This is a genomic window from Streptomyces caniscabiei (assembly GCF_014930365.1).
Classification (GTDB): domain Bacteria; phylum Actinomycetota; class Actinomycetes; order Streptomycetales; family Streptomycetaceae; genus Streptomyces; species Streptomyces caniscabiei.
In genome coordinates this window covers 45,370-66,433 of sequence record NZ_JABXWI010000013.1, presented here as the reverse complement: position 1 = coordinate 66,433, position 21,064 = coordinate 45,370, and the positions used below count along the sequence as shown (strand labels likewise).

General features: G+C 72.7%; 11 protein-coding genes and 2 pseudogenes. 2 read left to right on the top strand and 11 right to left on the bottom strand.

Annotated elements, in window-relative coordinates; all coding sequences use genetic code 11:
• Positions 1-188 precede the first annotated feature (188 nt).
• The 4 genes from HW837_RS32535 to HW837_RS32520 form a co-directional block, all read right to left on the bottom strand.
• Complete coding sequence (locus HW837_RS32535) at positions 189-647, bottom strand: hypothetical protein (protein ID WP_045563534.1); 459 nt, start codon at positions 645-647, stop codon at positions 189-191.
• A complete protein-coding gene (locus tag HW837_RS32530; protein ID WP_052683226.1) occupies positions 637-7,524 on the bottom strand; it encodes a polymorphic toxin-type HINT domain-containing protein in 6,888 nt (2,295 codons plus the stop codon). Before HW837_RS32530 ends, HW837_RS32535 begins: the two co-directional genes overlap by 11 nt.
• A 153-nt stretch (positions 7,525-7,677) precedes the next feature.
• On the bottom strand, positions 7,678-7,914 hold the full coding sequence (locus HW837_RS32525) for a LamG domain-containing protein (protein ID WP_045563535.1): 237 nt from the start codon (positions 7,912-7,914) through the stop codon (positions 7,678-7,680).
• A gap of 4 nt (positions 7,915-7,918) precedes the next feature.
• Positions 7,919-8,206: a hypothetical protein gene (locus HW837_RS32520; RefSeq protein ID WP_143110709.1), complete on the bottom strand. Its 288-nt coding sequence runs from the start codon at positions 8,204-8,206 to the stop codon at positions 7,919-7,921.
• A gap of 175 nt (positions 8,207-8,381) precedes the next feature.
• On the opposite strand from HW837_RS32520, the pseudogene HW837_RS32515 reads away from it, so the two are divergent.
• Positions 8,382-8,772 (top strand): annotated as a pseudogene (locus HW837_RS32515) (NAD(P)-binding domain-containing protein); the annotation flags it as partial.
• On the opposite strand, the pseudogene HW837_RS50460 reads toward HW837_RS32515, so the two are convergent.
• From HW837_RS50460 to HW837_RS32490, 5 genes and pseudogenes are all read right to left on the bottom strand, one after another.
• A pseudogene (locus HW837_RS50460) lies at positions 8,772-9,625 on the bottom strand (IS701 family transposase); the annotation flags it as partial. The pseudogenes HW837_RS32515 and HW837_RS50460 overlap by 1 nt on opposite strands.
• 151 nt (positions 9,626-9,776) lie before the next feature.
• Positions 9,777-10,766, bottom strand: coding sequence for an ABC transporter ATP-binding protein (locus tag HW837_RS32505; protein ID WP_045563220.1), 990 nt, complete (start codon positions 10,764-10,766; stop codon positions 9,777-9,779).
• Positions 10,767-10,845: 79 nt separating this feature from the next.
• Complete coding sequence (locus HW837_RS32500) at positions 10,846-13,677, bottom strand: FtsX-like permease family protein (RefSeq protein WP_237311147.1); 2,832 nt, start codon at positions 13,675-13,677, stop codon at positions 10,846-10,848.
• Positions 13,674-16,931, bottom strand: a complete 3,258-nt coding sequence (locus tag HW837_RS32495) for an FtsX-like permease family protein (RefSeq protein WP_313895606.1) — start codon at positions 16,929-16,931, stop codon at positions 13,674-13,676. The genes HW837_RS32500 and HW837_RS32495 overlap by 4 nt, the downstream gene beginning before the upstream one ends.
• A gap of 216 nt (positions 16,932-17,147) precedes the next feature.
• The gene (locus HW837_RS32490) at positions 17,148-18,119 is read right to left on the bottom strand and encodes a universal stress protein (RefSeq protein ID WP_045563219.1); all 972 of its coding nucleotides are present in this window, start codon (positions 18,117-18,119) and stop codon (positions 17,148-17,150) included.
• A gap of 77 nt (positions 18,120-18,196) precedes the next feature.
• On the opposite strand from HW837_RS32490, the gene HW837_RS32485 reads away from it, so the two are divergent.
• A complete protein-coding gene (locus HW837_RS32485) occupies positions 18,197-18,565 on the top strand; it encodes a VOC family protein (protein WP_045563218.1) in 369 nt (122 codons plus the stop codon).
• A 4-nt stretch (positions 18,566-18,569) separates the two neighbouring features.
• Here HW837_RS32485 and HW837_RS32480 read toward each other — a convergent pair whose 3' ends face one another.
• Together HW837_RS32480 and HW837_RS32475 are read right to left on the bottom strand one after the other, a co-directional pair.
• Positions 18,570-20,123 (bottom strand): VWA domain-containing protein, encoded by a 1,554-nt coding sequence (locus HW837_RS32480; protein WP_193380860.1) that lies wholly within the window; start codon positions 20,121-20,123, stop codon positions 18,570-18,572.
• Positions 20,120-21,058 (bottom strand): AAA family ATPase, encoded by a 939-nt coding sequence (locus HW837_RS32475; RefSeq protein ID WP_237270477.1) that lies wholly within the window; start codon positions 21,056-21,058, stop codon positions 20,120-20,122. Before HW837_RS32475 ends, HW837_RS32480 begins: the two co-directional genes overlap by 4 nt.
• Between the last annotated feature and the right edge of the window lie 6 nt (positions 21,059-21,064).

The window sequence follows — 21,064 nt, the reverse complement described above, 5'->3', positions numbered from 1 at the left end:
CCGCGGAGGATGCGCTGTCTGCCGGACCTCAGTGACCAGGAGGCCTCGCAGCCCCAGGATCCACCGGTCTTCCCGCTCATTCGAGTTCATTGCCAGGCGCTGCTTCCGCTCGGGCGTGAGGCATGCACTGCGGCCCCCTGCTCCTGAGTACTGGGGAGCAGGGGGCCGAGTGGCGATACCGGACCGCGTCAGATGGTCTCGGGCGGGAATCCGTGGTGGGCACCACCGCGGACGAATGCCCGCCAGGCCTCGATCTTCCCGGAGCAGTCCGGGAACACCTCGAGCCGGAAGCCCTGCTCCCAGCTCACGGTGAGTTCACCCGCCTCGCCGACGGTCACACCGTCGACGGAGGGGCGGAGCTGTCCGAGCGCTCCGTTGAGCGTGGTGGTCTGGGCGTCGTAGATCATGCGGAACTCGTCGAAGGCCTGTGGTCCCGCGCCCTTCTGCGCGTACCGCATGTCCCTGGACCCCACGAGGATCCTCCCGTTCCGTACGATCCGGAACGGGCACTGCATGTGGATCATGACCGTCTCGCCCTGGAGGCCGTCGAACTCGACGACGCCCATGTCCGCTGCTCTGCCGACGGAGCGGACGACGGTACCCGTCAGGATCCGGGTGATCTCGTCCAGCTGTATCTCAGCAGCCACCGAACAATCCCCTGCCTTCCTCGACGATGCGATGGTAGCCGTACCCCTGGCCGCTGACTCTGTCGTGCAGCATGCGGCGCTCCGCCGGGGTGACCTTGCGGCCCATTTCGCCTTCGATCTTCTTCAGAGCGTCATTGAACTCCTTGTTCTCGGCCTGGTTGCCGCGCGGCGCGTGATAGCCGTCGTCGTCCAGGTCGCCCGAGTCCCACTGCATGTCCTCCAGACCCTTTTCCCAGTCGAACCCGCCATCGTCGTTGTGCACGAGGAGCGGGGTCGTACCGGCGACGACGTAGTACGTGTGGATGTCGTCGATGGTGAGGTCGTGCGTGCGCTGGAGCTTGTGGAACTCGCGGGTCTTCTCGACCCGGACCGTGCCGCCGTCGACGGTGCGCAGCGTCATACCCGGCGTGAGGTGGCCGGCGTCGATCCAGGTGCCCTCGGAGGGCGACCAGAACGGGTGCGTCGTCGTGGACGTCAGTGACTGCGTGTCCCGGGCGCCCTCGCGGGAAACCGTGAGGTCGACGAAGTGCTTGTCGTCCTTGGTGATGATGGTGGCGACGACGGTCCGTGTCGTGGTCAGACCGCTCTCCGGGTCGGTGACCACGATCTTGTCACCGAGCCGGACGTCCTCGATGGGCTTGCTCGAACCGTCGGACATCAGCACGTGTGTGCCGGGCGTGAAGCTGTGCCGACCGCCTCCGACGAGGCACTGGATGGGAACGTTGTCCGTCTTCTTCAGGGCCGCCTTGAAGCCCTTGAAGACGACCTTGGCGCCCTTGCCGAGCAGGCCGGTGCCCACCGCGATGCCGAAGTCGACCGCCGCGGCCTTGCAGGCGCTGCCGGAGCCCTGGGCGCAGCCGACGTAGTCGTCGACGCCCAGGACCTCCAGGATCCCCGGCCCGTTCTGGTCGCCGAACCAGCCGAGCTTGCCGACGGCGGAGCAGAACTCCGAGCCCGCGACGCTCAGACTCGAGCACCGGGCTCGCGCCCAGTTCTGGAGGTTGTGCTGGTAGTCCAGGCGCTCGTGGTAGTACGGGAAGTGCTCGGCGAGTTCCGCCTGGGTCGGGATGTAGACGCCCTGGATGGTGATCGAGTCACCCTTGGGCGCGATGACGATCGGCTTCTTGCCGTAGGTGCCGTTCCTCCTGGCCTCCTGCGACATCTTGACTGCGGTGTCGTAGCAGGACTGCGTCCGCTGACAGTTGTTGGAGCTGCCGTTGATGACGCCGTCGGTGTCGCCTTCGACGCCCGCGCAGATGCCGTCCGCTCCGCCGCCGGGCGCACCGTGGATGCAGCCGAGGCCGTCGGGGTCGCTGAACGTGAGCGGGCTGTTGTTGCTGTAGGCGTAGGCGTTCAGCGCCTGCGGATCGCCCGGGGTGAGCAGCGGGTCGACCGAGAGGAACCGGCCGGTCGCTGGGTCGTACTCCCGTGCGCCCAGGTGCGTCAGCCCGGTGGACTCACTGTCGTCGACACCGCCGACGAAGCCCTGCACACCGGGCCAGGTGCTCGGCTCGGTGCCGCGTACTCCGCCGAAGGGCAGCATGCGACGCTGCGTCAGCTGCTGGCTTCCCGCGTCGACCGCCAGCTGTCCCGTGCCGAGGTGGTCGGCGATGGTGAACGAGACCGAGCCGTCGTTGTCGATCACGGCCTGGTGCCCGCTGCCGAGGTCCAGGGTTCGGGTGGCCTCGGCGGTGGTGCCGCCCTTGGCCACGGTGATCCGGGTGGCGCCGAGGTAGAGCGTGTTCTCCTTCGATGTGCGTGCGATGAGCCGGTTGCCGGACGCGTCGTAGACGTACTCGGTGACGTCGTCGGGTTTGCCCTCGACCGGCTTGGTCACCTTGACCAAGTGGCCTTCCGCGTCCCAGTCCAGGTCCTGGGTGGTGCCCGCGAGGGTGCGGGTGTCGGTGTTGCCGACGACGTCGTAGCCGTAGGAGTCCTGCGCGGTGCCGCCGGGCCCGGTCTGGGTCACCGTGTTCACGGCGTGCGGACGCGGCTTGCCCGGGTCCGGGTAGTCGTAGGTGCGTACGGTGTTCTTCGCCGTGTCACCGGTGACGTCGTGCAGGGTCTCGGTCTCCCGGTTGCCCACCTTGTCGTAGGTGTAGGAGTGCCAGTACGGCGCGGGACCGCCGACCGTCTGTCCGCTCGGTGCCGTGGCACAGGTGGTCGTGGACTGGGTCCAGGCCGTGGTCATGCGGCGCAGGTAGTCGTAGTCGAAGCACTGCGTGTCCGTGCCGGAACGGGAGACGTTCGAGACGGACAGGATGTTGCCCATCTGGTCGTAGCCGTAGGTGTTGTGACGGTCGACGCCCGCCACGTCCTGACGGTCCACCCGGGAGGTGGCCAGACGCTCGGTGCCCCACTCGTAGGTGTTGGTGACCCAGGTCTTCTTGCCGTCGTTGTCGGACAGCTCGAACTGCAGCGGATTGCCGGTGAGGCTGTAGCTGGTGGCGACGTCGATTCCCTGGCTGCCGCTGAGCGCGATCGGCCGCTGGGTCTGGTCCTCGTAGGTGAACGCCACCGTGGTGGCGGGCAGGGCGCCCGCGGCCGGGGAGCCGGTCGTGCGCACCGAACCGTCCAAGTTGTAGGCAGTGGCCGACAGATAGGTGCCGGCGAGCGCCCCTTCGCTCGCGGGGATCGTCACGGTCGAACGCAGCACGCGGTACAGGCGGTCGTAGGCCACGACCTTGTTGGTGTACGCCTCGGAGCCGACGTAGCGGGTGGACTCGGCCAGGTGTCCCTTCGCGCCACTGATGGTGTCGTAGACCCACTTGGCGCGCAGCGTGCCCGTGGCGCTGTTCTCACGCAGTTCGGTCTGCCGACCGAGCCCGTCGCGGACGTAGTACAGGTCGGTGGACCGGTCGTCGGAGATGGACAGGACCTGACCGCGGTCGTCGTACTCGGTGGAGCTGGGGCCCCGGTCCGGGTCGACGGTCGTCTTGAGGTTGCCGAGCAGGTCGTAGGTGTATCGCCAGACGTTGCCGGCCGGGTCGGTCAGCGTCTCCAGCTCGCCGCGCGGGGTGTACCCGTAGCGGGTGGTGTCGAACGCCGCCTGCTCGGAGCGGGTGTGGTGCTGGCGCAGCTCCGTGGTCCGCCCCCGGGCGTCGGTGACGGTCGTGGTGGCGCTTCCGCCCTCCGGCGGCACGACCGTCGTGCGGTCCCCGCCGTAGATCGTGCGGGTCGTGCCGAGCGCCGTGCCGCCGTCGCCGTTGCCCGCGATCTGCTCGCTCACGGTCGGGCGGCCCATGCCGTCGAACGTGGTGCGGGTCTGGGTCTCGACCGAGAGCGCGTCCGCGGGCTTGAACAGGGTCCGTGAGGGGGCGCCGGTGGAGTAGTAGGTCTCGAAGGTCTTGGCGGTCAGCCCGCGTTCGTTGTAGAAGACGTCGGAAAGCAGTCGCCCGCCGTCCGGGCCCGGCTTCTGCGTCTGGCGCTGGCGCAGGAAACCGTCGTACAGGCTGTACGCGGCGACCTGGCTGCCGTTGGTGCCCAGCGCCTTGGTGACGACGGCGACCGGCTGGCCGTCGGTGACCAGGTAGTCGAACTCGTACGTCGGCGTCAGCGTCGTCTGCCGGTCGGCCAGCCACACCTTCGAGGACCGGCCGAGCGCGTCGTAGGTGAAGGTCGTGACCTTGCCGTTGGCGTCGGTCTGGGTCAGTGGCAGCCCGCGCTTCAGGTCGTGGGTGGCGGAGCTGACCAGTGCCGTGGTCTCGTCCCCGGCTTTCGCCGGCGGTGTGGTCGTGGTCGTCTTCGTGACGAAGCCGGTGGTCGGCGTGCGGGCGGTGGTGGTGGTACGGCCGTCCGTGCGGGCGGTGCGGACCGGTGCGGCCGTGCCCGTGACCGTGACGTTCGCGGTCAGGTCGGTGCTGGTGAGGACCCGGCCGTAGGAGTCGAAGGTCGCCCCGGACTCCAGGTAGGTGGCCGTGGTGCCGTCGTTCTTCTTCAGCAGGGCCGTGGCCGTGGCGTCGCCCTTGGTCGGGGCCGCGCCGTAGGCACCGCCGTCGTAGGCGGAACGGACGTCGGAGATGACGTCCTTGGAGCGGTCGACGGGGTCGGCGCAGGACTTCGCGACGGTCTCGACCCGCGCGGGCAGGTTCAGGATGTTGTCGGTGCTGTTGGTGGCATAGGTGGTGCGGGTGCAGCGGTTGTCCGCCGCGGCGGTGTTGTCGCCGAAGTCGTCGACCTGGGTGACCCGTCCGGCCACGGTGTCGTACGAGGTGGCGGTGGAGGCGGTCCGCCAGGACGTGCCCGCCCCGTCGTCCAGGGACGTCCAGGTCTTGGTATGGGCGACGCCGATGAAGTTGGCGGTGACGGTGCCCCAGGTGCGGGTCTTCTTCGCGGTCTGGTGGTACCAGGGGCGGTTCACGGTCTTGGTGAGGACCTTGCCGCCGTTGCCGGAGTAGCCGACCGTCTTGTAGGTGGTGCCGGCGAGCGCCTCGTGGTCGGTGATGGGGTCGCCCTCGCCTTCGCCGAGGGTGACGCTGACGTTCTTGGTGCCGCCGGTCGGGGACTCGCGGTCGCCGTCCATGCCGCGCAGGAAGTAGGAGTCGGACTGCGACTTCATCGCCGCGTCGCCGCCCTGGCCGCCGGTCTTGACGCGCACGTGGCCGTAGCCGCGCCACTGGGACCAGGTCTTGGACTTCTCCTTGGTCAGACCGTCGTCATCGTCGTAGTGCCAGGCGGCCGGCCCCATGTACTCGTACCGGGTGACCTGGTCGGGTGCCCCGCCGGTGCGGTCGGTCCCGGTGACCGAGGTGACGACGTACTTGTTGAACCAGTGCCGCTCGGGATCCTCCGTGGAGCTGCCGCCGATGTACTGCGGGAAGCAGCGCGTGGTGTTGGTCTGCGGGGTGGGCAGCGCGGCGAAGTCGCAGGCGGGCGCCGAGTAGTTGACGTCGATCTGGCCGCCGTACTCGTCGGCGATCGTCGACAGGCGCGACTTGATGAACGGGGCGAAGCCGTCACCGGTCTTGTCGAGCCGGTTCTCCAGCTGGGTGTAGCTGAAGGTGGTCTTCGGCAGGGTGATCGTGGGGGTGGCGGTGTGGCCGGTGTGCTGGATCGAGTCGAGCAGCAGCTGGTAGTCGATGTCGGCCATGCCCCAGCGGTGGGCCAGCTTCCAGGAGTCGACCTTCTGGTAGGCGCCGGCGGCGTCGATGACCTGCGTGGTCACCTCGCTGAGGCGCTTGCGCGTCCAGAACGTGGGCGACAGACGGCCGTCGTCGCAGTCCTTGCCCTCGTCGCAGTTGAGGTCCCAGGGCGTGTCGTACCAATAGGCGGAGTCGCTGGTGATCGATGAGCAGGTGGTCTGCGCGTCGGGCAGGCAGCGTTCGGCGTTGGTGAAGGTGACCTTCGCGAGCGCCGGAGTGCCGTACATCGAGGACGACTTGAGGCCGTACTGGATCTCGTCGAGGTAGCCGCCGCGGGTGTAGCGGGTGTCGTCGGCGGCCTTCAGGTTGCGGCCGTAGGAGTTCTTCTCCTGGGTGTAGTTGTACGCGATGGCGTTGCCGCGCGGGTCTACGACGTAGTCGAGGTTCCAGCGCCAGGCCTGCTGGCACCAGGAGTCGGCGAAGGTGCTGGCATGGCACTTCTCGCCCGTGTCGTCGCCGAAGACGGGGGTGGTCCAGGTGGAGTTGGTGGTCTTCTTGCCCTCGGCCCAGCCGGGCAGCCGGTGGTAGCCGAAGTAGTAGCGCACCCCGTCGGGGTCGGTGAGCCGCCAGTACTCGCCGTTGTCGTCACCGTTGCCGCGGTCGGTGGACGTCAGCCGGACGATACGGGTGCCGTCGTCCTGGCGGAGCTTGAACTCGCCGTCGGTGCCGGTGGGGACGAGCTCGCCGCCCTTGCCGTTGAAGCTGATGAAGGCGTTGTCGTAGCCCCAGCACAGGTCGCCGGGCTTCATGCCGTCGCTGTTCTCGACGCCGTCCTCGGCGCATACCTTGTAGCGGCGCTCTATGTAGCCCGGCCACATGTCGAAGCCGCTGCCGATCCAGGATGACTGGTTGTTGGTCTCGGTGGTGCGGCCGTCGACCGAGCCGGAGGAGTAGCCGAGTCCGATGCTCGGCTTCAGCCCGCCGGGCACCTCGGGGACGCCCATGTCGTAGGACCAGGCGAAGTCACCGGTGTTGAGGTTGGTCTGCCAGGTCGCGGACGGGGCGAGGGTGGTCGCCTTGTAGTCGCCGGTGGCGGCGCTGTCGTCCGCCACGGCGGCGAGCACGGTCGGCTGGGCGGAGCCGATCCGCACGGACGGGGCGGTGAGCGCGCCGCCCTCCGTGTCGTTCACGGTCTCGACCGGCTTCTGGGTACGGCACTTGGCCCGCTCCGGCGTCTTCAAAACACAGGCGGGCAGCTGGACCAGGGTGAGCCGGGCGCCGTAGCCACCGCCGTAGGCCTGCGCGAGGTCGCGGTAGTCGACGCGCACCTGGGCGGCGCCGTCGGTGAAGTTGGTGCGCTCGGGGGCGAGCGTCACGAGCAGCCCGTCGATCGCGGCCTTCCGGGTCTGCTTGCGCCCGGCCAGCTCGACCCGCACGGCACCGGCGGCGCCGCGTGCCTTGGCGGCGCCGACGGAGACCGGCAGCTTGCCGGCCTTGACCGGAGCCTGAGCCGATCTCTTGGCGTCCTTCGCGCCCTTCGCGCTCGCCGAGCCCTTCGCGGCCGCCTGCGTCCCGGTGAGCGTCACCCGGCCCGAACCCGCCCCGGGCCACTCGGCCTTGGGCGCGGTCCGCGGGGTGCGCGGGCCGCGCTCCACCGCGCGGGGCTTCACCTTCTTGACCGCGGAACCGGCCACGGGCCGCTCCGCCTTAGGCAGGGCCGGCCTGCCCCTCCCGTCGTCCGCCGCGGCTCCCGCGTTCGCGGGCGCGGTGATGCCCTGGAGCACCGTGGCGATCATGACTATCCCGGAAGCCAGTGCGGTCTTCCGTCTCCATCGGGCCGCGCGGCCCGGTCGTCCCGTATTTTTCATCGTTCCCCTTGATGAGTGAAAGCTGGTGTGAAACCGGTGCCGGCCCGTCCGTACAGGGCGACGGGCCGGCACCGCTTCAGGTCAGTCGGTGCCGGGTACCTCGGTGGCGACGCCCGGCATGCCCAGCGACAGATGGGCGATCTGGGAGTCGCTCAGCGCGCCCTGGAAGGCCCAGACGTCGTCGACGGCGCCGGGCCAGTACTCGCCCCACGCTCCCGCCGTGCGGGCGCGGCCGATCTGGAGTCCGCCCGTGGCCTTGTAGGACAGGACGTTCTCGGACCACGACAGCCGGTCCGCGCAGGTGGTGTCGTCGGACACCCCGTCAGTGCTCCCGCGCCTCGAGCTTGCCGTCCGGTGTCGCGTACACCTCGCTGCTCTCGCCGCGCAGCGACACGATCTCCACATCCGTGCCGGTCCGCTTGGCCTTGGCCAGCGCCTCGCCTTCGGACAAGGTCTCGTTGCCCGTGCCCGGTGCGGACGTCTGCCGCGGGGCCGCGGCCGATGCGGTCGTGGACGCCGCAGGTGGCAGTGCCACCACCAGGCCCAGACCGAGTGCCACGGACAGCGCGCCGCCCACGACGCGTCTTCGCCACTTCCCTTCGAGGCTCACACACCTCACCCCCCCAATGAAGCTTTGATGAGAACAAGCTGACGGACTGTACTCCGAGGAAAGCGTGATGATCGAGAGGAGAATCAGGGCATACGGAAACCGCCTCACGCGGGTGGCCATGATCTTGGTCACCTCACTGGTAGCAACGTCCGTATGAGAACAGGAATCCGACGTCATGACCGACAAGCTCACCGTGAGCGTCCTGGGCACCGGCATCAGGGGCGCCGCGATGGCCCGCGATCTCGTGAGGGCCGGGCACACCGTCCGCGCCTGGAACCGCACCCGGGCCAAGGCCGAACCCCCGGCCGCCGACGGCGCCTTCGTCGCCGGCACCCCCCGCCGAGGCGGTCCAGGGTGCCGACGTCGTCCTGCCCATGCTGTACGACGGCCCCGCGACGCTGGCCGTCATGCGTGAGGCGGCGCCCGCACTGCGGTCCGGTGCCGTCTGGATGCAGTCGACGACCGCCGGGATCGACGCCATGGCCGGCCTGGCCGACTTCGCCGACGAGCATGGCCTCGTCTTCTACGACGCCCCTGTCCTCGGCACCCGCCAGCCCGCCGAGGCCCAGGCGATCTCATCGGGTCTGCTGATACTGCGCCGGGCCAGTGCCCAGCGGTGATGGGTGGGCCGCTCGCCGTCGAAGTCCTCGATCACAGGGAGCTGGACGGCAGCCCAGTGACAGACACGCGGGCCTTTGGCGCCGTCGCCGCATGAATGCTTCTCCCATGCCTCGTCCGGCGCCTGCGTGAAGAGGTGGTCGATGCGGCCAAAGCGCGGTGTCTGCTGGGACTTCGGGACGGCGAGCACGTAGCCGACGGCGGTTTCTTCCAGCATCCGGCGAAAGCGCCATTCCTGGCCGTAGGCGGCATCGGCGGTCACCCAGCCGATCGGCAGCGGCGAGGCGAGTGCGCGCAGCACCGTGGCCCTGGCCAGTTCTGGTTTGGTGGCGAAGGTCCTCTCATCGGGGATCTTGGCGGCGCGGCAGCGTTCGCGGTCGTCCGTCCAGGACTTGGGCAGATACAGCTCCCGGTCCACCAGGGCGCGTCCGCGGGTGGTGGCGTAGACCTGGCGCTGCACGCCCGCGGAGGTGGTGCCTTTCTTGACGAAGCCGGTGTCGTCGAGGATGAGGACCCGTCGGCTTCGCCGAGGTTGTCGGCGACGTATGTCTGCAGGTCGTCGCGGACGTCGTCGGCGTTCCAGGTGGCTCCGTTCAGGAGCCGTTGCAGGCCGTCGGGGGTGCGGTGGCCTGCGTGTTCGGCCAGTTGCCAGCCGTTTTTGCGGCCGACCGGGCCGAGCAGGGCGCGGACGTGGTCGCGCATGCGGCGCCGTAGGTCTGCGCGGCCGAAGCGGTGGCCGATACGCAGGAAGAGGTCGTCGAGTTCACGGTCCCAGGTCGCGTCGGCAAGGTCGTCGATCACGCGGGGAGGCTGCCCTGATCACCGCTCGGACAGTTCTCGATGCCACTCGTGGAAGGGGCGGTCCGGCAAGACCGCCGCTGACACTCCATCAGCCCACTACACTCCCGACGATTCGTCTGACCAGGCCAGATAGCGAACCGCTGCTGGAGTACTAGGGCCGCTCCGCCGCCGAAGTCCCGCCGGGGCGGTCGCCGCGGGTGTCGTCGGGGCGGACGGCGATGTGGTCGGGTTCCAGTTCCAGGGCGACGCGGTCGCGCATCCCGAGGGCCCGGGTGTACTCGGCGGGGAGCTGGAGGCGGCCGGCCCGGTCGAGCATGGCGTACTCGCGGGCGACCAGGTTCTCCTGGCCGGTGGCGGAGTCGACCTCGCTGTGGCGCAGGACCTCCGTCGCCGTGCGGCCGTCCCGGATGGCGACCGTACGGCGGACCTCGCCGGCGACGGACTGGTCGTGGGTGACGATCACGATGGTGGTGCCGAGCTCCTCGTTGGCGGTGCGGAACGCGGCGAAGACCTGTTCGGCGGTGTGGGAGTCGAGTTCGCCGGTGGGCTCGTCGGCGAGCAGGACCGCGGGATCGTTGGCGAGGGCGACGGCGAGGGCGACCCGCTGCTGCTGGCCGCCGGACATCTCCCGCGGCCGGCGGTCGCGGCATTCGGCGACGCCCAGCAGGTCGAGGAGTTCCCCGGCGCGGACGGCGCGGGCCCGGCGCCCGCCCCGGGCGCGCGCCAGCTGTAGTGGCAGCGCGACGTTCTGCGCGGCGGTGAGATAGGGCAGCAGGTTCTGGGAGGTCTGCTGCCGGACGAAGCCGACGGTCTTGCGACGGTAGACCAGGCGCTCCTTGGCGGACATGGTGACCAGGTCGTGGTCGGCGACTCGGGTCGCGCCGGCGGTGGGCCGGTCCAGTCCGGCCAGGATGTTCATGAGGGTGGACTTGCCACTGCCGGAGGCGCCGACCAGGGCCAGGAGTTCTCCCTCGCGGACGAGGAGGTCGAGGCCTTGCAGGGCCTGGACCTCCACGCCGTCGGCGGTGAAGATCCGTACCAGCCGGTCGCAGCTGATCAGGGCGTCCTGACCGTAGGCGGCGGCGTCGCGCGCGGCGAGGGCACGGTCGGCGAGCTCGTGGAAGGTCGGGCTGCTGGTCATCGGCTGCTCCTGGGCGGTCGGAGGGTACGGGCCGGTGTCGGAGAGGGCGTGGTCTCGGGGTTCCGCTCATGGGAAGGTCCTAGGTGTCCCCCAGCCGCAGTTCGCGCACCGAGCCCCGGCGGCCCGACCACCAGGCCTGGCCGGCGGGCACCCCGACGGCCAGGAGCAGCACGGCGAGCGCCGGAAGGGCCAGGGAGAGCGGATCGGTGCGCAGGACGGCGTCCTCCCCGGACGGGGAGGCCAGCGCGATGGCCGTGAGGTCGACGCCGGGCGCCAGCAGGCGAATGGCGACCCAGCCGGTCAGCACGCCGCCGGCGGCGGCCAGGAACGCCTGGGGGAGGGCCGTGAGGATCAGCAGCCGCCGGCCCTGTGACCGGGTCATGCCCATGGTGCGCAGCCGGGCGAGCAGGGCGCCGCGATCGGGCGCGGTGCGCAGCACGGTCAGGACGAGCGCGAGGACCGCGTATCCGGCGCCGGCGGCGACCGCGACCCCGTACAGGCGTTCGGCGCCGGACTGCAACGGCGAGTCGGCGTCGCGTGCGCGTTCCTCGGCGCGCAGCCGGACGGTCGCCGCCGTGCCGTGCGTCGCCGAGCGCAGTTCCCGGCCGTTCAGGGCGTCACCGGTCAGCAGCAGGGTGGTCGTGCGCCGGGCGCCGCGCGGGAGGCCGGCGCGGTCCACGATCAGGAAGTCGTCGCCGGACACGGCCGGGGTGCGGTCCAGGACCTGGACGACGCGGACGGTGACGGAGGTGCCGTCCGGGAGCAGGACGGTGTAGGGGCCGGTGCCGTACTCGTCGGCGACGCGTGGTGAGGCCAGCGCGGGCAGAGGCCGGTCGGCGCTGCCCGTCGTACCGCCGCCCGTCGTACCGGCGTCCGTCGTACCGCCGCCCGTCGTACCGGCGTCCGTCGTACCGGCGTCCGTCCGTCGGAGGCGGGCCGCGTCGAACGGTCCGAGGTCCGTGCGGCGGGCGAGGCGCGCGTAGGCGTCGGGGTCCACGGCGGCCAGCGGCACCGCCTGGCTGCCCTGTTGCGGCTTGGCGTCGTAGGCGACGCTCGCCTCCGTCGCGTCCCGGACGCCGGGCAGTCGGCGTATCCGGTCGGGCAGGGCTCGGGGGAGTTCGCCGGTGGTGGTCTCGACGCGGCCGTCGGCGCCCACGTCGAGGAGGGCGGCCCGGTCGCGGGCGGCCGTGACGCCGGCCAGGACCGAGCCGCCGAACGCGGCCGTGGTCAGGGCGCTGAGCAGGGCGAGCAGGGGCAGTACGGCGAAGCCGGGGGCGCGGGCCACCTGGGCCAGCGACAGGGGAACCACCAGGCCGCGCATGCGCGTGGCCGCCCTGCTCAGCACGCGGAGCGGCAGGGGGTGCAGACGGGCCAGCAGCAGGGCCGCGACCACGCCCGTCAGCAGCGGGGCGGCGGCGACCAGCGCGGTTCCGCCGGATCCCTGTCGGCGCAGTGCGGCGACCGCTCCCGCCGCGATCACCACGACGGTCAGTTCCGCCACCGTGCGGCGGCGTGACGGCCGGGTGGCGGCGAGATCCTCCCGCCCGTCCTGGAGGCGGACCGTGCGGTGGGCCGCCACGGCGCGCAGGGGCAGCGCGACGCAGGCGAACAGGGTGACGGCGAGGGCGGCGGCCACGGCGGGCCCGGTGCGGGCGCCGGGCAGGGCGAGCAGCGCGGCGGTCAGTCCGAGGGCCCCGGCGGGCACCGCCACCACCGCCGTCTCCGCGAGCAGTCTGAGGGCCAGGCCGGGCAGGGAGGCGCCGCGGGCGCGCAGCAGGGCCAGTTCCGCGCGCCGCCGATCGGCCGCCACGCCGCCGGCCATGGCGAGGACGATCACGGCGAGGCTGCCGGTGCCGACGGCGGCGAGGAGCAGCAGCGGGTCGAGCCCGGACCGCAGCCGGGCGTGGTCGGCGAGGACCGCGTCGAGGTTCGTCTCGGCCTCCAGGCCGTCGTCCACCACCGTCCGCAGTCGCTGCACTCCCGGCCCCGACTCCAGGGCGGCCACGGCGGACGCCAGACGGCCGAGGTCGTGGCCGCGCAGGGCGTCGACGTCAGGGGCGAGGTTCCAGTACCGCTGCGGTCGGCCGGGGGTGCCCAGGAGGACCGGGCCGGCGTCGGCGGCGAGCAGCAGGCCGCCGAGCCAGTGGACCTCCGTCGGCGGGAGGTCGGGCCGGCGGCTCAGCGCGGGGGTGCGCAGCACCGGCAGTGCCGACCAGTAGGCGCCCTCGGGTGTGCGGGGGGCGACGATCCCGGTGATCCGGACGGCGAGCGGGGCGCGGGCCGAGCCCGGCAGGTGGATCACCGAGCCCACCCGGATGTCGAGCGTGCGGGCGGTCTCCACCGTCACGGCGGCCTCGACCCGCGCGGTCGCCGCGGTGACGGGTGCGCCCGTGGTGCGGGGCAGCCGGCCCGCGCTGAGTCTGCTGTGGGAGGCCAGCTCCTGCTGGGCGGCGAGCACCAGTTGGGCGGGGCGGCCGCCGGGCTGGGGGAGCCAGTCGTCGGACGCCTCCATGGGGACGGTCGTGCGCACGCCGTACGACGACTGCGCGGGGTCGGGAACCAGGGGGGCCTCGGCGGTGGCGAGGATCTCGGCCCGTGCCTTGTCGAGCGGACCGGCCCGCAGGGCGGCCTCCATCTCCGCGACACTGTCCATCCAGGGCAGTGGGACCTGCATCTGCACGGTCGTCCGGTCGGGCAGGGCCTGCTCGACGGCCCGGCGCAGGCCCGCGTCGCCGTAGCGGTCGACGGCGCGCGGGTGGGCGGCGGCCAGCGTCGCGGTGACGGCCACCAGGAGCGCGAGGGCCACGGACGTGCCGGCGAAGGCCCTCAGCCGGGTCCGCAACCCGGCCCGTACGTGCGGTGGCACCTTCGTCGTCCCTCCGTCGCGTGGGGGTACCGGCTGCGGGGTCACTGCGTCACCTCGTCCCTCAGAGCCGACACGGGTCTGGCCCGCCGGAGGGCGAGGGCCGCGGTCACGAGGGCGGGGCCCGCCGCGAGCGCCACCAGCAGGGCTGCCAGCCGCGGGAGCGGCAGTTCGACCAGGACCGGCGGGAGCGGCCGGGTGGCCTGCCCGGTCAGGACGACCAGGGGTACCAGGGCGTGTGTCAGCACCGTGCCCAGGGCCGTGCCGACCAGCAGCGCCAGGGTCACCAGGACGCCGTGCTCCACGGCGACCAGCCGGGCCAGGCGGCGTCGTGGTGTCCCCAGGGCGCGCAGCACGGCGAACTCTCCGTCCCGGGTGCGCATGGCTCCTGCCGCGCTCACCGCGAAGCCGAGCGAGGCGAAGAGCACCGTCACCGCCGCCGCCGCGATCAGCGCCGCTTCCGGGGCCGCCCCGAAGGGGTCGTCGCGCAGCTTCGCCGCCGTCTCGTCGCGCACCGTCACCTGTTCGGGGTCGACGTCGGGCAGGGCGCGCGCGGCCGCCGCGGTGGCGCCGGGGGCGGTCGTGCCGAGCCACCACTCGGTGGGCGCGAGGCCGGTGCCGTAGCGGGCCTGGAGGACCTGGTTGACGGCGCTGAGGTCGACCAGCAGGGCCCCGCCGTCCTGGGTGGTGACCTCCGTCGTGGGCAGCGCCCTCGCGGTGCGGGCGATACGGACGGGCACGGAACGGCCGTCGAACGTCACCTCGACGCGCTGTCCCTCGCGTGCGCCGGACGCGTCGAGGAACCGGTCGGTGGCGACGGCGACGATCTCGGGCGCCGGGGGCTGGTCGACCGTGAGCCGGACCTCCAGCGGCAGGGCGGGCGGCAGCAGGTCGGGCAGCTGGTACCCGGTGCTGTACGTGAGGGTGAGGGGTGCCGTCGACGTGACCCGGGGGAGCGTGGGCCGGGCGTCGTCCTCGGGCGGGGCGGCACCCGGGTCGGCCTCGGTCGCGGTGGTCCAGCTCGTCGGCAGGACCAGTCGCCGGGTGGTGCCGTCGCCCGCGGTCGCCGTGAGCGCGCCGAGGACCAGGCGGTGCCGGTGCGGACGCTCGGTCGGCTGGGGCGTGCTCAGCCGGATCCCGGTCAGCGCCAGGGGGCCCCGGGCGCCCTTCAGGTCCGGGGTCAGCCGGTGCGGGCGGCCGTCGGCGGGGAGGTGGCCGGACGGCAGTTCGTAGGAGGTCCCGTGCCGGTCGCGCACCGTGAGCGTGACGTCGGCCTCCGTCCCCGGTGTGGTGCCGTACAGGGCGGCGGTCAGGGTGAGCCGGGTGGTGCCTTCGGGTACCTCGATGCCCGCGGGGGTTCCGGGGGGCGCGAGCCCGGCGAGCAGGGGGCCGTCGGTCAGGTCGGGCCGCACCAGCACCGCCCCGGCGGCCTCCTTGGTGTTCAGGGCCAGGACGGTCGCCCTGCGGCTGCCGGAGAGCGACATCGTGCCGCGGACCGCGGGGGCGACCGCGTCCACGTGCGGGAGGTCGCCGTAGACGTCGGTGCGGCCCACCACGCCGCCTCCGGAGGCCTGGACGCGTACGTCGGCGCCCGCGCGGAAGTCGGCCTGGTCGGCCTGGGACCGCCGCCAGGACGCGTCCTGCCCGATCGCCACCACCCCCAGCGCCACGGAGATGACCAGCAGCAGCACGGGACCGGCCCCGCGCATCGGGCGGCGGCTGAACTGCCAGCCGACCATGGCCGCGGTCAGCCCCTGCCCGCGGGTCAGCAGCCGCTCGCCGACCCGTGCCAGCAGGGGCAGCAGCCGCAGGACCAGGACCGTTCCGGCGAGCAGCACGAGGGCGGGCGCCACGACCAGCAGCGGGTCGACGCCGAGGACGCCCTCGCGGTCGGCGGTGACGGCCCCGGAGTCCTGGCTGTCGAGCATCCAGAAGGCGACACCGGCCACCGCGAGCAGCCCGACGTCCGCCCCGGCGCGCAGCGACGCGGGCAGCGCCCCCGCCCGGATCGCGACGGTGCCCGCGAAGGTGGCCCGCCATGCCGGGACCGCCACCGCCAGCGCGCACAGCGTGGCGACCCCCGCGGCGACCGCCCACACCTCGGGTCGGCCCCCGGCCGGCACGTCGACGCTCACCCCGGTCCGGCTCAGCGTGCCCCGGGCGACCAGGAGCCGCGTCAACGGTCCCGACAACAGGGGCGCCAGGACCACCGCCGGCGCGGAGATCAGCAGCGCCTCCAGCGCGGCCAGGCCCGCCAGCTGTGCCCGGGTGGCACCGCGGGCCCGCAGCAGCCGGGTCTCGGCCGTCCGGTCCGAGTCGAGGAGCCGTGCGACGAGCAACAGGGCGCAGGCCGCGAGCAGTCCGAGCTGCCCGGCGACGATCAGCATGCTGGAGCGCGTGACGAGCAGGGAGCGTTCGATGCGGTCCAGCACCTCGGGCAGCGCGGTGTCCGCCACGGTCGCGCTGCTGAGCGCGGGGTGCTCGCGCAGTTCCGCGTTGCCCGAGCGGGCGGCCTCGCGCAGCGGTCCGATCCGCTCCGTGGTGAGCGAGGAGTAGTCGGCCGAGACCAGCCAGCCCGACGCGCCGACGCTCACCCGGCCGGACATCGGCACGCCCGGGGCGGTGAGCAGGGGGCCGTACGTCGTGAAGCTCGACGCCTTCACACCGCGGCCGCTCAAGTCGTCCAGTTGCCAGTAGGGGGCGCGGACGTCCACCGGGAGGTAGACGCCGGTGATCAGCACGGGTACCGCCGGGCCGTCCAGCTGGTCGGTGACGTTGAGCCGGGCGCCTGGCTTCAGGCCGAGCCGCCGGGCGGCGCTCTGCGGCAGTGCGACCTCCAGAGGCCCGGCGGACCCGGAGTTCACCGCGTCACGGGGGAGCCTCCCGGCGAGGGTTCGCACCTGGCTGCGGTCCAGGGCCGCGAAGTAGGTGAGGTTCGGGTTCCCGCCCTGCTCGGAGGGCGGCCGCAGGTTCTCCGGCAGGGCGTACGGACCCGACCGCAGCAGGGTGCGGACCCGCAGGGGAAGCCCGTCGAAGATGCCGCGCGCGCCCTCCCGCACGGCGTCGTCGGCCGCCTGCCGCTCGTCGGCCGGCACATCGGCCTTGAGCACCAGGGCGGCCTCGGCGGCGGTGCGCTGCTCCGCGAGCGACCGCCGCAGCGCCGCGTCGCCTATCGCGCCCGAGTAGGCGGTGAGCGCGGCCAGCACGGCTGTGGTCAGCAGCACGGTCAGCAGCACGGCACCGAGGAGCGCGCGGTACACCCACGCGCGCAGCACGATGAAGCGCACGATGCCCGCGGGCACGGTTCGGTCCCCCACCACATCCCCCGTTTCGAATCACACGGACCGGAACGCGCCAGGGCGTCGGCAGCGTGCGACTGCAAGTGGGCATTATAGGACCGGCTTTGGGCGCCTTGTGATCGGATTTCGGCTGATCTTGAGGGTCTGTCATCGGACACGCCGCCCGAGAGTTTTCTGGAAGCCCGTACGGCGATGTCCTCGAAGGTCGTCTCCGAGGTCTCAGCCGTGCGGGACGACTGCCACGGGCACACCGGCGTGATGCAGCACCGCGTGGGCGACCGGCCCGATGTGCGCCCCCAGCGGCGAACGGCGGACGTGCCGCCCGACGACGACCAGACAGGCGTCCCGGGACGCCTCCAGCAGATGGTCGGCGGCCTTCCCGCGCCGCGGCTCCTCCACCACCTCGACGGACGGGTACTCCAGCCGCCAGGGACGCAGTACGTCGCTCAGGGCGGCGGCGGCCGTCCCGCCGAGGTCGGTGGCGAGATCGGCGTCCAGGCCGGGCCTCTCGCGCAGGCCGGAGTGGGCCGGCGGGCGCCAGACGTGGAGGACGCGCAGCGCGGTCCGGCGCACGGCGGCCGCCTCGCAGGCGAACCGGATCAGCGTGGGGTCGGGGTGGGCGAGGTCCACCCCGAGCACGACGGGCCTGAACGGCGCCTCGGCGGCAGGCGCCCCGGCGGCCGACGCCCCGGCCGGACCCGGCATGTGCTCGTCCGCCGCCCGCTCCCCCGCCCGTACGAGGACGACGGGCCGCTCGGTGTGCGCGACCACGTGCAGCCCCACGGAACCGAGCAGGAAACCGGCGATCCCGCTCAGCCCGCGGGAGCCGAGGACCAGCAGCCCGGCCTCCTGAGCCGCCTTCACCAACTCCTCCGATGCACGCCCCGTCAACTGCTCCACGCCCACGTCGACACCGGGATGGCGCAGCCGGATCCCGTCGGCCGCCTCCCGCAGCACCTTCCCGACGCCCGTCCCCGACGCCGCCTCCGTCCCCGACGCCGCCTCCGTCCCCGCGTTCGTGTCCGTCTCCGCCCCCAGCGCCGGGGCCCGCCCCATCGGCTCGGGGACCATCTCCCAGACGTTGAGCAGGCGCAGCGGCAGTGCGCGGAGCCGTGCCTCCCGGGCCGCCCACGCGGCGGCGGCGAGGCTCTCGGGCGAACCGTCGATGCCCACGGTGACGGTGCGGGACATGGGCGCACCTCCTGAGGTCGAGGCCTGTCTCCAGCATCGCCGCAGGGCGGCGGTTCCGCAGGGGCGAGAATCGGACCGTGCTGAGAATCGGATCCGTGGTGATGGGCGCGTCCGACGTGCGGCGGGCGGCCGCGTTCTGGATGGGGGCCCTCGGGTACGTCCCCCGCGAAGAGCCGGAGGACGACTGGGTCGTCCTGGTGCATCCGCGGGGCCTCGGAGCGCAGATCTCCCTGGGCCTCAGCGAGACCCCGGTGCAGGACCGGCCGCGCGTGCACCTGGACCTCTACGCGGGGAACGCGGAGGACCAGGCGGCCGAGGTCGAGCGGCTGGTGGGCCTCGGCGCGCGGCGCGTCGACTGGGACGACTATCCGCTGGACGCCGACTTCGTCGTCCTCGCCGACCCGGAGGGCAACCGCTTCTGTGTGATCGACACCGGCCGGGGGTGACGGCTCACACCGGCAGCAGCCGCGTCACCAGTTCCCCGAGCCGGCGCGCGTTCCGGCAGGTGTGCATGTCGACGATCTCGGCGTAGACCGGGGCGGCGGAGTCGCCCGTCCCCCAGGTGCTCGGTGTCTCGGGGTTCAGCCAGTGGACGCGGCGGGCCCGGGCCACGATGCGCCGCAGGGCCTCCGCGTTGGGGTCGAACCCGTTGGTGCGGGCGTCCCCGAGCACGATCACCGAGGTACGCGGGCCCACGGCGTCGAGATGGCGCTCGGCGAACTCACCGAGCGCGGCACCGTAGTCGCTGCTGCCGTGCCACCCGGTGAGCGTGGCCCCGGTGGCGATCCGGCGGCCGAGTTCGGCCGGGTCGGCCTGCCCGGTGGTGACGAGACGGGTGACCTCGTCGACGCGGTTGACGAAGGCGTAGACCCTGACCTTGCTGAACTGGTCCCGCATCGCCTGCACCAGGAGCATCGTGAAGTTCGCGAACCCGGCGACCGAACCGGACACGTCGCAGAGCAGCACGATCTCCGGGCGGGCCGGCCGGTGCCGTCGATAGGCCGGGCGCAGCGGCACGCCCCCGGTGGACAGCGAACGCCGGAGCGTGCGCCGGATGTCGATCTGGCCGCGCGCGGCCCTGCGCCGCCTGGCGGCCAGCCGGGTCGCGAGCTTACGCGCCAACGGCTGGACGGTACGGCGCAGTTCGACGAGCTGTTCGCGGTTGGCGACGAGGAAGTCGACCTGGTCGGCGCTCGGCGCGATCCCGCGCTCGGCGATCTTCTCCGCACCCCGGCGCTCGGCGACCCGTCGCCGCGCCTCGGTCCGCACGCGGTCGCGGAAGTCCTCGATCCGGCGCCGGATCTCGTCGGCGTCCAACCGCTCGGTGAACCCGCCCGAACCGAGCGCGGCCCCGGCGCCCACGCCCGCCCCGGAGCCCGTCCCCGGGCCGAGGGCGAGCCCTCCACCGAATCCCATACGGAACCCACCACCGGCCCCGCCACCCGCACCGGCTCCCCCGCCCGCACCGGAGCCGGCGCCACCGAGCCCGGCCCCTTCGCCGTCCCCCCGCGCACCCGCGAGGATCCGGGCCAGCAGCGTCTGCGGTCGGAGGCGGTCCAGCGTCTGGTGGGCCGACCAGCCGTCCGAGCCCGGGGAGCCGTAACGGCCGAACAGTTCCACCGCCTCGGCGGCGAGCCGGGTGAGCGCCGCCGTGTCGTTCGCGGCCAGCGCCTCGGCGAGCCGCTCGCGGAACTCGTCCCGGTCACCGGCCGACGCGCCCCGTGCCCCCGTCAACTCCCCCACGCCGAGCGGGAAGTACAGCTCGAAGGCCGCGTCGAAGACGGCCCGTTGCCGGTCGGCGCGGAGCAGTGCCGCCGCGAGCCCCTCCCGGATCCGCTCCCGGTCGGTGAGGCCCAGCACCTCCAGCACGGCCGCGGCGTCGACGGTCTCGCCGGGCCCGATCCGTATGCCGTGGCCGCGCAACGCCCGTACGAACGCGGTCAGCCGGTCGGGCAGTGTGGATGCCGGGGTCGTACCGCTCGCGCCGCGGGCCCCGGCGCTCATACCAGCGTCAGCTTCCGCGCGGCCTTCTCGATGTCGTCCTGGTGCTTGAGGATCACGCCGAGGCTGTCCCGGACGACGGCCTCGTCGAGGGTGTCGGCACCGAGGGCCAGCAGGGTGCGCGCCCAGTCGATGGTCTCGGCGACGGAGGGGGCCTTGCGCAGCTCCATCTCCCGCAGCGCGCCGACCACCCGGACCAGGGAGTCGGCGAGGGTGTCGTCCAGGCCGGGGACCCTGAGCGTGACGATCCGCCGCTCCAACTCGGCGTCGGGGAAGCCGAGATGGAGGAAGAGACAGCGGCGGCGGAGCGCCTCGGAGAGCTCGCGCGTGGCGTTCGAGGTGAGGACGGTGAAGGGGCGCCGGGTCGCGGTGATCGTACCCAGCTCGGGCACGGTGACCTGGAAGTCGCTCAGCACCTCCAGCAGCAGCCCCTCCACCTCGACGTCCGCCTTGTCGGTCTCGTCGATGAGGAGCACGGTCGGCTCGTCGCCCCGGATCGCCGTCAGCAGGGGGCGGGTGAGCAGGAACTCGTCGCTGAAGATGTCGGAGCGGGTCTCGTCCCAGGCCTCGTCGCGCCCGGCGGTGATGCGCAGCAGCTGCTTGGCGTGGTTCCACTCGTACAGGGCGCGGGACTCGTCGATGCCCTCGTAGCACTGGAGCCGGACCAGGCGGGCGGCGCCGACCTGCGCGACGGCCTTGGCCAGTTCGGTCTTGCCCACGCCCGCCGGGCCCTCCACCAGCAGCGGCTTGCCGAGCCGGTCGGCCAGGAAGACGGTGGTGGCGACGGCGGTGGAGGCCAGGTAGCCCGCTGCGGCGAGCTGCGCCGAGACGTCGTCCACGGAGGAGAAGAAGCCGGTCCCGACGAAGTCCGTCCGGCCGCCCCCACCACCCGCGGCGCTCTCGCCGTTCCCGTCGCTCACCGCGTTCGTGTCGGTCATGTGGCC